At 70.5% G+C, this 14453-nt stretch carries 11 protein-coding genes; 4 read left to right on the top strand and 7 right to left on the bottom strand.

Features of this window, described 5'->3' with window-relative positions; all coding sequences use genetic code 11:
• Positions 1-121 precede the first annotated feature (121 nt).
• Positions 122-1960, bottom strand: a complete 1839-nt coding sequence (dnaG, locus tag ABZ911_RS16550; protein WP_358055936.1) for a DNA primase — start codon at positions 1958-1960, stop codon at positions 122-124.
• Positions 1961-2083: 123 nt separating this feature from the next.
• Between dnaG and ABZ911_RS16545 the strand changes: the two genes are divergently transcribed.
• A complete protein-coding gene (locus ABZ911_RS16545; protein ID WP_358055934.1) occupies positions 2084-2968 on the top strand; it encodes a M23 family metallopeptidase in 885 nt (294 codons plus the stop codon).
• On the opposite strand, the gene ABZ911_RS16540 is transcribed toward ABZ911_RS16545, so the two are convergent.
• Together ABZ911_RS16540 and ABZ911_RS16535 are read right to left on the bottom strand one after the other, a co-directional pair.
• Positions 2917-4113 (bottom strand): FAD-dependent oxidoreductase, encoded by a 1197-nt coding sequence (locus ABZ911_RS16540; protein ID WP_358055932.1) that lies wholly within the window; start codon positions 4111-4113, stop codon positions 2917-2919. The genes ABZ911_RS16545 and ABZ911_RS16540 overlap by 52 nt on opposite strands.
• Positions 4114-4138: 25 nt before the next feature.
• Positions 4139-5359, bottom strand: a complete 1221-nt coding sequence (locus tag ABZ911_RS16535; protein WP_358055930.1) for a deoxyguanosinetriphosphate triphosphohydrolase — start codon at positions 5357-5359, stop codon at positions 4139-4141.
• Between the two features lie 102 nt (positions 5360-5461).
• Between ABZ911_RS16535 and ABZ911_RS16530 the strand changes: the two genes are divergently transcribed.
• On the top strand, positions 5462-6934 hold the full coding sequence (locus tag ABZ911_RS16530) for a M48 family metallopeptidase (RefSeq protein ID WP_358055928.1): 1473 nt from the start codon (positions 5462-5464) through the stop codon (positions 6932-6934).
• A 51-nt stretch (positions 6935-6985) separates the two neighbouring features.
• Here ABZ911_RS16530 and ppdK read toward each other — a convergent pair whose 3' ends face one another.
• Positions 6986-9619 carry a pyruvate, phosphate dikinase gene (ppdK, locus tag ABZ911_RS16525; RefSeq protein ID WP_358055926.1) on the bottom strand — a complete coding sequence of 878 codons (2634 nt, stop codon included), beginning with the start codon at positions 9617-9619 and terminating at the stop codon, positions 6986-6988.
• Between the two features lie 239 nt (positions 9620-9858).
• On the opposite strand from ppdK, the gene ABZ911_RS16520 reads away from it, so the two are divergent.
• Positions 9859-11190 carry a cytochrome b N-terminal domain-containing protein gene (locus tag ABZ911_RS16520; RefSeq protein WP_358055924.1) on the top strand — a complete coding sequence of 444 codons (1332 nt, stop codon included), beginning with the start codon at positions 9859-9861 and terminating at the stop codon, positions 11188-11190.
• Positions 11191-11194: 4 nt separating this feature from the next.
• On the opposite strand, the gene ABZ911_RS16515 is transcribed toward ABZ911_RS16520, so the two are convergent.
• Together ABZ911_RS16515 and ABZ911_RS16510 are read right to left on the bottom strand one after the other, a co-directional pair.
• Positions 11195-11377 carry a hypothetical protein gene (locus ABZ911_RS16515; RefSeq protein WP_358055922.1) on the bottom strand — a complete coding sequence of 61 codons (183 nt, stop codon included), beginning with the start codon at positions 11375-11377 and terminating at the stop codon, positions 11195-11197.
• Positions 11378-11477: 100 nt separating this feature from the next.
• Positions 11478-12050 (bottom strand): hypothetical protein, encoded by a 573-nt coding sequence (locus ABZ911_RS16510; protein ID WP_358055920.1) that lies wholly within the window; start codon positions 12048-12050, stop codon positions 11478-11480.
• 95 nt (positions 12051-12145) lie between these two features.
• On the opposite strand from ABZ911_RS16510, the gene ABZ911_RS16505 reads away from it, so the two are divergent.
• Positions 12146-12787 carry a DUF4190 domain-containing protein gene (locus ABZ911_RS16505; RefSeq protein WP_358055918.1) on the top strand — a complete coding sequence of 214 codons (642 nt, stop codon included), beginning with the start codon at positions 12146-12148 and terminating at the stop codon, positions 12785-12787.
• Between the two features lie 55 nt (positions 12788-12842).
• Here ABZ911_RS16505 and ABZ911_RS16500 read toward each other — a convergent pair whose 3' ends face one another.
• Complete coding sequence (locus ABZ911_RS16500) at positions 12843-14228, bottom strand: glycine--tRNA ligase (RefSeq protein WP_358055916.1); 1386 nt, start codon at positions 14226-14228, stop codon at positions 12843-12845.
• Between the last annotated feature and the right edge of the window lie 225 nt (positions 14229-14453).

The following is a 14453-nucleotide window of genomic DNA, read 5'->3' as shown; positions in this document are numbered from 1 at the left end:
CCCAGGGTTTAACCGTTGATTGATCAGGAAAGAAAAGTCAATTACGCGATCAAGATTGGCGCGCCCGGCGAATCAATACGCCGGACGCGCTTCATTCCTGTACAAACCATGGTCGGGAGCGTCACCCGGCGGCGCGCTCGCGGAGCACCCGGCGCTGCTGTTCCAGGGCGACCAGCTCGCCGAACAGCTTGTTGTACTCCGCCTGCTCCTCGACCGGATTCAGCCGCTGCATCCGCGTCTTGACCTGGGCGATGGCCCGGTCGACCGCGACGGCCTCGATCGCCGCCAGCATGGCCGCCCCGTAGCGCTCCTCCACATGGGAGTCGGCCTTGATGGCCTCCACCGCGAACCTGGTGACCAGCCCGCGCACCGCCTCGTCGGGCGCCTGCTCCATGAGCCGGTCGACCCACTGGCGCCCGCCCGGCCCGGCGGAGGCCGTACCGCCGACCGCGGTGATCACGCTGAAGATGGCGACGTGGTCGGGCGTGGTGAACGCCTGCGACTCAAGGGCGTCGAAGCGCGGCCCCAGCAGGGCGGGACGCTGGACGGCCAGCTTGAGCAGCTCGCCCTCGACCCGCACGTTGGGGTCCACGGGCACCGCCTTGGGCGCGCGCTGGGGCCGGCCCGCCTGCGCGCCGCCCACCTCGGCGATGCGCTGCATGACGAACCGCTCGTCCATGAAGCCGAGCCACCGGTCCAGGTCGATGGCGTAGCGCTTGCGCAGGCCGGAGTCCTTGATCCCGGCCACGATCGGCGCCGCCGCGTCCAGCGCCGCGATCTTGCCCTCGTTGCTGCGCAGGTCGTAGCGGGAGATGGTGCTGCGGATGGCGAACTGGAAGAGCGGCTCGCGGCTGGCGACCAGGTCGCGCACGGCCGCGTCGCCCTGCTTGACGCGCAGGTCGCACGGGTCGAGGCCGTCGGGCTGGACGGCCACGTAGGTCTGGGTGACGAACTTCTGCTCGTCGGCGAAGGCGCGCAGCGCCGCCTTCTGGCCCGCCGCGTCGCCGTCGAAGGTGAAGATCACCTCTCCGGTGGCCGCGGACTGGTCGAGCAGGAACCGGCGCAGGACCTTGATGTGCTCCTCGCCGAAGGAGGTGCCGCAGGTGGCCACCGCGGTCGGCACACCCGCCAGGTGGCAGGCCATCACGTCGGTGTAGCCCTCGACGATGACTGCCTGGGAGCGCTTGGAGATCTCCCGCTTGGACAGGTCGATGCCGTAGAGCACCTGGCTCTTCTTGTAGAGCGGGCTGTCGGGGGTGTTGAGGTATTTGGGGCCGTCGTCGTTGTCGAGCAGTTTGCGCGCGCCGAAGCCGATCACGTCGCCGGTGGCGTCGCGGATGGGCCAGACGAGCCGCCCGCGGAAGCGGTCGATCGGCCCCCTGCGCCCCTCCTTGGCCAGCCCGCCCTTGACGATCTCGGTGGCGGTGAAGCCGCGGCCCATCAGGTGGCGGGTGAGCGCCTCCCACTCGGCGGGGGCGTAGCCGACGCCGAACGTCTCCGCGTCGGCCCGCTCGAACCCGCGCTCGGACAGGAACCTGCGGCCCGGTCCGGCGTCGGGCGACATCAGCCGCTCGGCGTAGAACTCGGCGGCCACCCGGTGCGCCTCGATCAGCCTGGCCCGCTCGCCCTGGTCGCGCTTGGGGACGTAGCCGCCCTGCTCGAACTGCAACTGGATGCCGGCCCGCTGGGCCAGCCGCTCCACGGCCTCGCCGAAGGTGAGGTGCTCCAGCTTCTCCACGAAGGTGATGACGTCGCCGCCCTCGGAGCAGCCGAAGCAGTAGTACATCCCCCGCTCGGGGGTGACGTTGAACGACGGGCTCTTCTCGTCGTGGAAGGGGCACAGGCCCTTGAGGTTGCCCCCGCCCGCGTTGCGCAACTGGATGTGCTCGCCGATGACATCGGCGATCGGAGAGCGCTCGCGCACGAGCGCGATGTCGACGTCACGGATCCGGCCTGCCACGCGGTGAGTCTATTGCGGCCCACCGACAACCCGGGCCCGGGCACCGGAAAACACCAAACGGGTCGTGAGTGATCCGGCAGTCGGTTACAAAGGTAAAGGCCGACTTTGGATACGGTGACGCGGATGGAGATCATGCGATCGGGGCTTGTGGGACGTTGGGTGGCCGTGACCGCCGCGCTGCTGCTGACCGGCGCCTGCGCCCAGGGCACCGGCGTGGCCGGGATCAGCACGCAGCCACCGGCCGCCGGAGCCGGGGCGGCGACGCCTTCGGTCACCGGGACCATTCCCACGCCGACGCCCGACCACCAGGCGAGCGTGCTGCGCCCGGCGGCCGACGAGCCGGTGAAGGTGCCGCCGCCCAAGGTGTCCAAGCACACCTACGCCTTCCCGGTAAAGGGCTGTGAGTCCACCTACCAGCGCAAACTGCTGGTGCTGCCGAAGACGACGATCTGGGCGGCCAAGGGCTGCTCGTTCGTCTCCCCCGTGGACGGCGTGGTCGACGAGGTGAACATCCAGAACCGGTGGAAGCCGTCCACCGACGCGGGCGCCCACCGCGAGGGCAGGTTCGTCTCGATCATCGGCGCGGACGGCGTCCGCTACCTGGGCGGGCACCTGGACTCCGTCGCCGACGGGGTCAGGCCCGGCGTGAAGGTGAAGGCGGGCCAGGCCCTCGGCACGATCGGCAACTCGGGCAACGCCCGCGACACCGCCTCGAACCTGTATTTCGCGATCTCCTGGAAGACCGGGCCCGCCTACTGGTGGGTGCGCCGCGGCATGGTCAAGCCGTGGGACTACCTCGACGCATGGCTGAAGGGCAACCGCACGCTCTCCCCCCGGGAGGAGACGTTCGCCCTGCGCCGCAAGCTGGGCGAGACGCCCCGCTGCGCGATCATGTGCACGGGCAAGAAGGTCGTCTCACCGCCCGAGGAGAAGGAGAAGGAGCGCAAGCCGCAACCTCAGGAAGAGCCGCCGCCGCTCGACCTGAACCCGACGGGCGCGCCCGCCTGAAGCTCCTTGACGTCCACGACCGCGCCCGAGCGGATCTGCTGCTGCAGCTCGCCCACGACGTCCCAGACGTTGACGTTCATCGCCGCGACGACCCTGCCCTGGCGCAACCAGAACGCGATGAACTCCAGGTCGTCGACCGAGCCCCGGTAGACGACCTCGTCGTAGCCCTCGATGTCGCCGGAGAACTCCATGCCGAGCTCGAACTGGTCGGTGAAGAAGTACGGCACGCGGTCGTAGACGACCTCCTGGCCGAGCATCGCCCTGGCCGCCGCGGGGCCGCCGTTCAGCGCGTTGGCCCAGTGCTCGACGCGTAGCCGCCTGCCGTACAGCGGGTGGTGGGACTCGGCGACGTCGCCGGCCGCGTACACGTCGGGGTGGGAGGTGCGCAGGGAGGCGTCGGTGAGGATGCCGTCGGCCACCTCCAGGCCCGCCTCGCGGCCCAGCTCGATGTTGGGAGCGGCGCCGACGCCGGCCACGACCACGTCGGCGGCGAGCCTCTCGCCGGTGCTGAGCCGTACCCCCTCCGCCGTGACCTCGGCCACGCCGGTGCCGAGGCGCAGGTCGACGCCGTTGCGGCGGTGGACGCGGGCGAACACCTCGCCGAGTTCGGGGCCGAGCGGCCGGTGCAGCGGGGTTGGCGCGGGCTCGATCACGGTGACCTGGCAGCCGGCCGCGCGGGCGGCGGCGGCCGTCTCCAGCCCGATCCAGCCGGCGCCGACGACCAGTACGGAGCCGCCGCCGGCGAAGGCGGCCTTGAGCGCCTCGCTGTCGCCGACGGTGCGCAGGTAGCGCGCGGGCCCCGGCAGCGTGCGCGGACGCGCCCCGGTCGCGATGAGCAGCTTGTCGTACGGCTGCCGCGTCCCGTCCGACAGCTCCACGTGGTGGGCGTCCAGGTCGAGGCGGGTGGCGGACACGCCGGTGCGCAGCAGGACCCGGTGCTCGTCGTACCAGCCGGGCTCGTGCACGAAGATCTTCTCGCGCTCGCTCTTGCCGTGGAGGTATCCCTTCGACAGCGGCGGGCGCTCGTAGGGGCGTTCCCGCTCCGCCCCGATGAGCACGATGTCGCCGTCGAAACCCTCGTCCCTCAGCGTCTGCGCTGCCTTGCCACCGGCGAGACCTGCACCGACGATCACATACGTAGCCATGGGGGCCAGTATCCGCCCCCGGAGGTCACGGGGAAAGGCGGCGGTGCCAGGCGACGGCGGACGTGTCGGTGAGGGAGGCGATCTGGTCGATCACCACGCGCACCCGGCCCGCGTCGCCGGCGGCCTGGGTGAAGTCGGCCCGGAAGGCCGGTTCGAGGGTGCCGGGCGCGCCCAGCATGACCTTGGCGGCCAGTTCGGAGATCAGCTCGCGCTGCCTGGCCTGCTTGGCGTGGTGGTCGTCGGTGGTCATCACGTAGCGGGCGGTGACGCCCTTGAGCAGGGCGCATTCGAGCCGGGTGGCGCGCGGGACGACGAGGTCGGCGCGGTGGCGGTAGGCGTAGGCGTCGCGGGTGGCGGCCTGCGCGGACCGGCAGAAGCGGCCGATGAGGCCGCTGGTGAGCGCCTTGAGCCCGGCCAGGTCGGCGAGGGTGGCCTCGAAGCGGCGCGGCCAGAGCGGGTCGGCGATCAGATGGGCGAAGACCTCTTCGAGCTCGGCACGGTCGGCGTCGGGGGCGTACCAGGTGCGGGTCAGCTCGCACAGGTCCGCGCGCTCGTCGAGGGAGTGCAGCGCGCCGGGGGTGACGTGGCCCGAGTGCAGGGCGTCCTCGAGGTCGTGGACGGAGTAGGCGACGTCGTCGGCCCAGTCCATGATCTGCGCCTCGAAGCTGACCCGGCCGTCAGGGGCGTCCTCCCTGATCCAGGTGAAGACCGGCAGGTCGTCGTCGTAGACGCCGAACTTGCCGGGGCCCTTCCTCGGCCACGGGTACTTGATCGCGGCGTCCAGGCTGGCGCGGGTGAGGTTGAGACCGGCGCTGTGGCCGTCGGCGGTGAGCACCTTGGCCTCCAGCCTGGTGAGCAGGCGCAGGCTCTGCGCGTTGCCTTCGAAGCCGCCGCAGCCGCGGGCCAGCTCGTCGAGCGCGGCCTCGCCGTTGTGGCCGAAGGGCGGGTGGCCGAGGTCGTGGGCCAGGCAGGCGGTCTCCACCAGGTCGGGGTCGACGCCGAGGGTGGCGCCCATCTCCCTGCCGACCTGGGCGCACTCCAGGGAGTGGGTCAGCCGGGTGCGCGGGATGTGCTGGCCGCCGCCGACGGCCTCGCCGGGGCCGACGACCTGGGTCTTGGCGGCCAGCCGGCGCAGCGCCGCGCTGTGCAGGACGCGGGCGCGGTCGCGCTCGAACACGCCCCTGCCGGGGGTGCCGGGTGGTTCCGGAACCCAACGAGCCTGGTCGTGCACGCTGTACTGCCCCATAAGTGGTGAGATTTTATCCCGTCGGCGGGCACGCCACACCGAGGCGTCCGTCCGTTATGGTCGTGGACGGCATGATCCTCTCCCTCGGAGCGCGTTCCGCACATGACCACCGCATTCCGCGCAGCCCTGGCCTTCTCGCTGCTGGCCGGCTTCTACGTCCTGGCCGGCCTCGTCGTGGCCGCAGCGCTGTTCTTCGACGTCCTGCTGATCATCGAGTTCCGGGTGGGGGTGCTGAAACCGGCGATCGTCCTGACACTGGCCGCCGCGGCGCTGGTGCAGGCGATCTGGATGGTGAGCCGGCGCAAGCCCGGCGAGCAGCCGGGGCTGGCGGTGACCCGCGAGCAGGAGCCGGTGCTGTGGCGCACGGTCGAGGAGCTGGCCCAGCGGGTGCGCACGTCGCCGCCCGACGAGATCAGGCTGGTCGCCGAGGTGAACGCGGCCGTCTCCGAGGACACCCAGCTCCTGGGGCTGCGGGCGACCCGGCGGCGGATGTACATCGGGCTGCCGCTGCTGCAGACGCTGACCGTGGACGAGATGCGCGCCGTGCTCGGCCATGAGCTGGGCCACTACAGCGGCGCGCACACCAGGCTCGGCGCGCCGGTCTACCGGGGCCGGGTGGCGCTGCTCGCGACTGTGCAGGGGCTGGCCCGGCACCGGTTCCTGCAGCGGGTGTTCGCCGGCTACGCCAAGCTCTACCTGCGCCTGTCCCAGGCGGTCTCGCGCCGGCAGGAGCTGGAGGCCGACGAGTTCGCCGTGGCGATCGCCGGGCGGCTGGCGATGGGCGAGGCACTGCGCAAGATCCACGGTACGGCCGCGGCGTGGGAGGTCTTCATGGCCGACTACATGTCGCTGTCCGGTGCGGCGGGCGGGCGGCCCGCGACGGTGTTCGGCGGCTTCCACGCGCTGATCAGCGACCCGGCGCGGCAGGCGGAGCTGGCCGCGCTGGCCGAGCGGCCGGAGGAGGCGTCGCCGTACGACTCCCATCCGGGGCTGCGCGAGCGGCTGGCGGCTATCGCGCTGCTGCCGGAGCCCGAGCACGTGCCCGATCCGCGGCCGGCGACGACCTTGCTGGTGGACTCGGCGATCGCGGCGCAGGCGGTGGAGCAGTCGATCTGGACGCCGGAGGCGATGACGACGCTGCGGCCGGTGTCCTGGGAGGAGCTGGTCGAGCAGGGCGTGTACTCCTCGCTGAACGCCGACGCGCTGCGCGATCTCGCGGTGGCGGGGCAGCGGGTGATGGCGTCGCCCGAGCCGTACCTGGACGCGGCCTTCGAGGCGTTGCAGCGGGGGCAGCGGCAGGCGCTGGAGGCCCACCTGCACGGGCTCGGCTGGAACCCGGGTGAGGGGATGCTGGCCGTGGTGCTGGCGCGGGCGCTGGAGGCGACGCTGATCCGGCACGGCGAGGCCCGGTGGACGCTGTCCTGGTCGGGTCCCGCGCGCCTGCTGTTCACCGACGGCGAGGAGGTCATGGTGGCGGAGTACGCGGCCCGGGTGGTCGCCGATCCGTCGGGGGTGCCGGGGCTGCGCGACTGGCTGGCCGACCTGGGGATCAGCCGGGACTACGTGCCCGCCTAGCGTCTCGAAGGCGTGCGGGACGGCCCGCGCCGGGCGGCGCGGGCCACGGCGTCAGCGGGTGTCGGAGTCGTTCGACTGGAGAGCGGCGCGACCGGCCTCCAGGCGGGCGACCGGGATGCGGAACGGCGAGCAGGAGACGTAGTCGAGCCCCACCTCGTGGCAGAAGTGCACCGAGTCGGGGTCGCCGCCGTGCTCGCCGCAGATGCCCAGCTTCAGGTCGGGCCTGGTCCGCCTGCCCTCCTCCGCGGCGATGCGGACGAGGCGGCCGACGCCGTCCCGGTCGAGCGTCTCGAACGGCGAGACGCCGAAGATGCCGAGGTCGAGGTAGCGCGAGAAGAACGACGCCTCCACGTCGTCCCGGGAGAAGCCCCAGGTCATCTGGGTGAGGTCGTTGGTGCCGAAGGAGAAGAACTGGGCGGCCTCGGCGATCTGCCCGGCGGTCAGGGCGGCGCGCGGCACCTCGATCATGGTGCCGATCAGCGCCTCGACGCCCGCCTCGGCGAGGATCCTGGCCGCCTCCTCACGGACGGCCTCCAGCTCCTGTACGGCGGCGACCAGCGGAATCATGATCTCCGGCCTGGCCCCCGGCACCTCCTTGGCCGCCTCGGCGATCGCCCGGACCTGCATGGCGAACAGGCCGGGGATGACCAGGCCGAGCCGTACGCCGCGCAGGCCGAGCATGGGGTTCTGCTCGTGCAGGCGCTTGACCGCCTCCAGCAGCCTGCGGTCCTTGGCGCTCGCCTCGCCGGTGGCCACCTTGACCGACAGCTCCACGAGGTCGGGCAGGAACTCGTGCAGGGGCGGGTCGATGAGCCGGACCGTCACCGGCCGCCCATCCATAGCCTGAAAAATCCCGATGAAGTCGTCTTTTTGGTGGGGTTCGAGGGCGTCCAGGGCGGCCTGGCGTTCCGTCTCGTCCGAGGCGAGCACCAGGTCCTCGACGAGCTGCCGGCGCTCACCGAGGAACATGTGCTCCGTACGGCACAGCCCGATCCCCTCCCCGCCGAACCGCACCGCCCGCGCGGCGTCCTCGGGGGTGTCGGCGTTGGCGCGGACCCTGAGCCGGCGCACCGAGTCGGCGTGCCGCATGATCCGGTCCACCGCCGTGACCAGCTCGTCGTCCAGATCCCGCCCCTCGAAGTACTCCACCACGGCCGAGTCGACCACCGGTACCTCGCCGAGGAACACCTCGCCCGTGGTGCCGTCGATGGAGATGACGTCGCCCTCGGCCACCTCGACGCCGCCGGGGGCGCTGAAACGCCGGGCCGCGACGGACACCTCCAGCTCCTCCGCGCCGCACACGCAGGTCTTGCCCATGCCCCGGGCGACGACGGCGGCGTGCGAGGTCTTGCCGCCGCGCGAGGTCAGCACGCCCTGCGCCGCGATCATGCCGGACAGGTCGTCGGGGTTGGTCTCGCGGCGGACCAGGATGACCCGCTCGCCCGCCTCGGCCAGCTCGACGGCCCGCTCGGAGGAGAACACCGCCTTGCCGACGGCCGCGCCGGGCGAGGCGTTCATGCCCTTGGTGATCAGGCGGCGCTCGGCGCCCGCGTCGAAGCGGGGGAACATGAGCTGGCCGAGCTGGTCGCCGGTGACCCGGGTGACGGCCTCGTCCATCGTGATGAGGCCCTGGTCCACGAGTTGCACGGCGATCCGGAAGGCGGCCCCGGCGGTGCGCTTGCCGACCCGGGTCTGCAGCATCCACAGCTTGCCGCGCTCGATGGTGAACTCGATGTCGCACAGGTCGCGGTAGTGGTTCTCGAGCTTCTCCATGGTGGCCATGAGCTCGTCGTAGGCGTTCTTGTCGAGCCGTTCGAGGTCCTGCAGCGGGATCGTGTTGCGGATGCCCGCCACGACGTCCTCGCCCTGGGCGTTCTGCAGGTAGTCGCCGTAGACGCCCTGATGGCCGGAGCCGGGGTCACGGGTGAAGGCGACGCCGGTGCCGGAGTCGTCGCCGCAGTTGCCGAACACCATGGAGCAGATGTTCACGGCGGTGCCGAGGTCGGCGGGGGTGCGCTCCTGGCGGCGGTAGAGGACGGCGCGCGGGGCGTTCCACGAGTCGAAGACGGCCTTGATGGCCAGGCGCATCTGGTCGCGCGGCGCGGCGGGGAAGTCGGCGCCCGTCTCGGCGCGCACGATGCCCTTGAACGTCTCCACCAGGCCCCGCAGCTCGGCGGCGTCGAGGTCGGTGTCGTCGCGGGTGCCCTTGAGCGTCTCGAGGGCGTTCTCGAAGTGCTCGCCGTCGATGCCGAGCACGGTCTTGCCGAACATCTGGATGAGCCTGCGGTAGGAGTCCCAGGCGAAGCGCTCGTTGCCGCCGGCCTGCTTGGCCAGGCCGTGCACGGACTCGTCGTTGAGCCCGATGTTGAGCACCGTCTCCATCATGCCGGGCATGGAGAACTTGGCGCCGGAGCGGACGCTGACCAGCAGCGGGTCGTCGGCCTGGCCGAGCTTCTTGCCCATGGTGGTCTCCAGGGCCGCCAGGTAGCCGGAGATCTCCTCGTCGAGTCCCTGCGGCACCGCGCCCTCCGCCAGGTAGTGGCGGCACGCCTCGGAGGTGATGGTGAATCCGGGGGGCACCGGAAGGCCCAGGTTGGTCATCTCAGCCAGGTTCGCGCCCTTGCCGCCGAGCAGGTCCTTGAGATCCTTGTTGCCTTCGGTGAAGTCGTAAACGTACTTGGCCACCACAGCTCCTTCTGCGACTTCAAATGAACGCCTCTGAAACGGACTCTACCTACGCGAAAGACGACGAACCGGCACCCACCGCCCAACTCACCGTTTGTCCAGGTCAACAACCATGCGGCGGTCTAATCCAATTAATATTCCATAGGTCTAGAAATTGGTTTATACCAATTGGTGTAAACCAATTCTTGAGTATCTGGGGTAACCCGTGCACAATCGGAGCAACCCCCGCGGGAGGCGCCATGGCCACGCCGGCACCCACCAGACCCACGCGTCGAGAGCGCCTCACGGCAGGCTCGGCGAAGGCCGCGGCGGGCGCCGCCGGGTACCTGGACGACCGGCTCGGCCTGGGCCGCTGGCTCGGCCCCAACCTGCGCAAGCTCTTCCCGAGCCACTGGTCGTTCCTGCTGGGCGAGCTGGCCCTCTACGCGTTCGTGATGCTGCTGCTCACCGGCACGTTCCTGACGTTCTTCTACAAGCCGACCCTGGAGGAGGCTTACGCCTCCGTGGTCGCGATCAGCCTGGAGGTACGCGGCGGGCTGCTCGTCCGCCAGCTGCACCACTGGTCGGCGACCGTGTTCGTGCTGGCGATCGTCGCCCACATGCTGCGCGTCTTCTTCACCGGCGCCTTCCGCAGGCCGCGGGAGCTGACCTGGATGCTGGGCGTGCTGCTGTTCGCGCTGGCCCTGTTCGAGTCGTTCCTCGGGCTCGCGCTGCCGCTCGACCGGCTCGGCGGCACCGGGTTACGCCAGGCCGACAGCCTGCTGCTGGCGATTCCGCTGGCCGGGACGTACCTGTCGGCGCTGCTGTTCGGCGGCGGCTTCCCCGGCCAGGCGATCCCGCGGATCTTCGTGACGCACGTGCTGCTGGTGCCCGGCCTGCTGGCCGCCGTCGTGCCGCTGCACGCGCTGATCCTCACCTGGCGGCAGAAGCACACCGAGTTCAGGGGCCGCGGTCCCGCCACGGAGTCGAAGGTGAGCGGCGGGCCGTTCTTCCCGTACTTCGCGGTCAAGAACGGCGCGACCATGATGTTCACCTTCGCCGCCCTCGCCGCGCTGGCGACGCTGGTCACCGTGAACCCCGTCTGGCTGCCCGGGCCGTACGCCCCGGGCGCCCCCGCCCCCTCGGCGCAGCCGTTCTGGTTCTCCGGCGTGCTCGACGGCGCGCTGCGCCTGCTGCCCGCCTGGCAGATCAACGTCGGCGACGTGAGCGTCCAGGCCGGGCTGCTGGTCCCCGCGCTGGTGCTGGGCGGCTTCTTCGCGGTGCTGCTCGGCTACCCGTTCGCCGAGCGCCGCCTGACCGGCGACCGGCGCTCCCACCACCTGCTCGACCGGCCGGCCGAGGCCCCCCGCCGCACCGCCCTCGGCGTCGCGGTGATCACCTTCTTCACCGTGATCTGGGCCGCCACCTGGTTCTCCGCCGACCCCGGCCCCGCCGACGCGCCGTACACACCGCTGCTCACCGTCGCGCCGGACACCTTCACCGCGATCCTGTACGGCCTGCGCGTGGCGGTGTTCGTGCTGCCCCCGCTGGCCTACGCCGCCACGCTGGCCGTCTGCCGGGCGCGACGCTGAGCGGCTAGTCCTTCCGGGCCTCACCCACCACCACCAGCACCAGGCCGACCACGGCGATGCCCAGGTAGGCGATGGGCGACAGGTCGAACCACCGGTGCAGCAGGCCCCACTCCTTGTCGAAGAAGACCTTCCCGGCGAAGCCCATCAGCCCCTGGATGATCACGATGACACCAACGATCTGGAACATGCCTTCACCCTGGCAGCGCGCCCGGTGCACGGGCATCCGCCCTCCGGAGAGCGGAGGACCTACCAAAGTAGGCGGCGGCGCGTGCCGGCGTGGCTCGGCCCTAGTGGTCGTCGATCTTGATTCGGTACGTCCACTCCGCCCACGCGTACGGCTCGCGCAGGGTCCCCGGCTTGCAGACCTCGGGCCCCTGGGCGCCGCACACGTCGGCCCTGACGTCGAAGCGGTAGCGCTTGCCGGAGACCCCGTCGATCTCGAGCACGCCCAGCGGCTTCGACGGCGACATCTGGCGGACGCTGGGAATGCGGGGCACCCCGTTCGCCCAGACGCGCATCACGAACCTGCCCCCCTGGAAGGCCCGCCCGAACAGGAATTTGATCTTGCGGTTCAGCCTGAGGTAGCTGACCGACAACACCATGATCTTCCCGCCCACATAGGAGAAGGCGATCTGCCCGTAGTCGAACGTCTGGCGGCGGCCCGGCGGCTCGAAGGTCTCCTGCGACTCCTCGACCGGGCACCCCAGCACCGGACGCCCGCCCAGGTAGTCGTAGCGGATCCGGATCTGGTCGTCGCGGATGCCGAACCGGCAGGGGGCCACCGCCGACGCCGACGCCGGTACGGCCAGACCCGCGACGGCCACGGCCAGCGCGGCCACGACACTCAGTGAACGGTTCAATGTCGCCTCCTCGTCTCCGATCCAGCTAAGAAGACGGGGCGACGTTCCGCATGAGTACCCCCTACCCATGCTCTTGACCTGCGATGATCAATTATGTGAGTTTTGTGCCCCCGGAGAGCCCGCCACCTTACTACCCACCGCCACCGCCCGCTCTCTCTTGGGACCCGCCGCGCACGGAGCCGTTCGCGGTCACCGCCCTGGTGCTCGGCCTGCTGGCCTGCGCTCCCGTGGCCGTGCCGTTCGCCGCCGCCGCGCTGGTGCGCATCCGCAGGACCGGCACGCGGGGCAAGTCGATGGCGGTCGCCGGGCTGGTCGCCTCCCTCATGCTCCCCTTGCTGGCCACCGGCACGGTGTACGGCGGCGCGCGGCTGCTGGAGTTCGCGGCGACACCCGAGGGCCAGGTCGTCTACGACGAGGCGACGGTGGGCGACTGCGTCGACGGGATCTTCGGCGAGGACTACTACCTGTCGCTGGTGCCCTGCGACATGCCGCACGACGCGGAGTTCCTCGGCCGGGCCGAGATCCGGGCCGAGGAGTACCGCGTGGCCCAGAACACGGCCGAGAAGCGCTGCGCGGAACTGCTCCCGGGCGACGACCCGTGGCTGTGGGCCATCGCCCTCGACCTGGCGGAGCGGGAGAGCTGGTCGGGCGAGGACGAGGTGATCTGCTACATGGTCTCGCTGCGAGCCGACGGCAAGCTCGTCGGCGCGGGCGCCCAGGCCCGCGACACGCTCTGACCCCGCACACGGGTACGGCTCCCGCCCAGCGGGCGGGAGCCGTACCGAAGAGGTGTCAGTCGTTCAGGTGCTGGCGCAGGTAGGAGTCGACCTGGTCCAGGGCGATGCGCTTCTGGGCCATCGAGTCGCGCTCGCGGATGGTCACCGCGTGGTCCTCAAGGGTGTCGAAGTCGACCGTGATGCAGAACGGCGTGCCGATCTCGTCCTGGCGGCGGTAGCGGCGGCCGATGGCGCCCGCGTCGTCGAACTCGACGTTCCAGCGCTTGCGGAGCTGGGCGGCGAGGTCGCGGGCCTTGGGCGACAGGTCGGCGTTGCGCGACAGCGGCAGCACCGCGGCCTTGACCGGGGCGAGCCGGTGGTCGAGGCGCATGACCGTGCGCTTCTCCATGACGCCCTTGGCGTTGGGCGCCTCGTCCTCGGTGTAGGCGTCGAGCATGAACGTCAGCGTGGCGCGGTCGACGCCCGCGGCCGGCTCGATGACGAACGGCGTATAACGCTCGCCGGTGTCCTGCTCGAAGAAGCTCAGGTCGACGCCCGAGGCCTTGCTGTGCGCGGTGAGGTCGAAGTCGGTGCGGTTGGCGATGCCCTCCAGCTCACCCCACTCGCTGCCGGTGAAGTTGAAGCGGTACTCCACGTCGACGGTGCGCTTGGAGTAGTGCGACAGCTTGTCCTTCGGGTGCTCGTACAGCCGGAGGTTGTCCGGGTTGATGCCCAGGTCGGAGTACCAGCGGAAGCGCTCGTCGATCCAGTACTGGTGCCATTCCTCGTCGGTGCCCGGCTTGACGAAGAACTCCATCTCCATCTGCTCGAACTCGCGGGTACGGAAGATGAAGTTGCCCGGCGTGATCTCGTTGCGGAAGGACTTGCCGATCTGGCCGATGCCGAACGGCACCTTCTTGCGCGCCGACTGCTGCACGTTGAGGTAGTTGATGAAGATGCCCTGCGCGGTCTCGGGCCGCAGGTAGGCCAGGCCGGACTCGTCCTCGACGGCACCCAGGTAGGTCTTCAGCAGGCCGCTGAACTGCTTGGGCGCGGTGAAGGAGCCCTTGTTGCCGCAGTTGGGGCAGGTGATGTCGGCCAGCCCGTGCTCCGGGGCCCTGCCGTGCTTCTCCTCGTAGGCCTCTTCGAGGTGGTCGGCGCGGTAGCGCTTGTGGCACGACTGGCACTCGGTCAGCGGGTCGCTGAAGGTCTCGACGTGGCCGCTGGCCTTCCACACCTCGGTGGCCAGGATGACGCTGGAGTCGAGGCCCACGACGTCCTCACGGGCCTGGATCATCGACAGCCACCACTGCCGCTTGACGTTGTTCTTCAGCTCGACACCCAGCGGACCGTAGTCCCACGACGCCCGCAGGCCTCCGTAGATCTCGCTCGACGGGTAAACGAGCCCGCGACGCTTGGCGAGGCTGACGATGGTGTCCATGACGTCGGTCCGGCGTGCCATTGGTTGAATCTCTTTCCGGCTGGAGGTCGGCGAGGGAAGTGATGAGCTCCCAGCTTAGGGGACGTCCGCGAGCCCTCGCGCGTGCATATTCCTCAGTGGGTGTTTGATCCTGCAAGTTCTGTCTAGCTCGGATTTCAGGTGTTTCGCCACGTTGGGGTGGATTCTCGGGTGAGGCGGCGGGTCATGAGGTCGATCATCGCGATGTGGATCATGGCTTCGGAGCGG

The sequence above is a fragment of the Nonomuraea sp. NPDC046570 genome, from assembly GCF_040645915.1.
GTDB lineage: Bacteria > Actinomycetota > Actinomycetes > Streptosporangiales > Streptosporangiaceae > Nonomuraea.
The sequence above is the reverse complement of the archived record's forward strand: the minus strand, read 5'-3'. Positions and strand labels throughout refer to the sequence as shown.

Excerpts from the sequence above, each read along its gene's own strand:
- ABZ911_RS16545 (WP_358055934.1), top strand. The coding sequence starts at position 2,084 with ATGGAGATCATGCGATCGGGGCTTGTGGGACGTTGGGTGGCCGTGACC.
- ABZ911_RS16540 (WP_358055932.1), bottom strand. The coding sequence starts at position 4,113 with ATGGCTACGTATGTGATCGTCGGTGCAGGTCTCGCCGGTGGCAAGGCA.
- ABZ911_RS16535 (WP_358055930.1), bottom strand. The coding sequence starts at position 5,359 with ATGGGGCAGTACAGCGTGCACGACCAGGCTCGTTGGGTTCCGGAACCA.
- ABZ911_RS16530 (WP_358055928.1), top strand. The coding sequence starts at position 5,462 with ATGACCACCGCATTCCGCGCAGCCCTGGCCTTCTCGCTGCTGGCCGGC.
- ABZ911_RS16520 (WP_358055924.1), top strand. The coding sequence starts at position 9,859 with ATGGCCACGCCGGCACCCACCAGACCCACGCGTCGAGAGCGCCTCACG.
- ABZ911_RS16515 (WP_358055922.1), bottom strand. The coding sequence starts at position 11,377 with ATGTTCCAGATCGTTGGTGTCATCGTGATCATCCAGGGGCTGATGGGC.
- ABZ911_RS16500 (WP_358055916.1), bottom strand. The coding sequence starts at position 14,228 with ATGGCACGCCGGACCGACGTCATGGACACCATCGTCAGCCTCGCCAAG.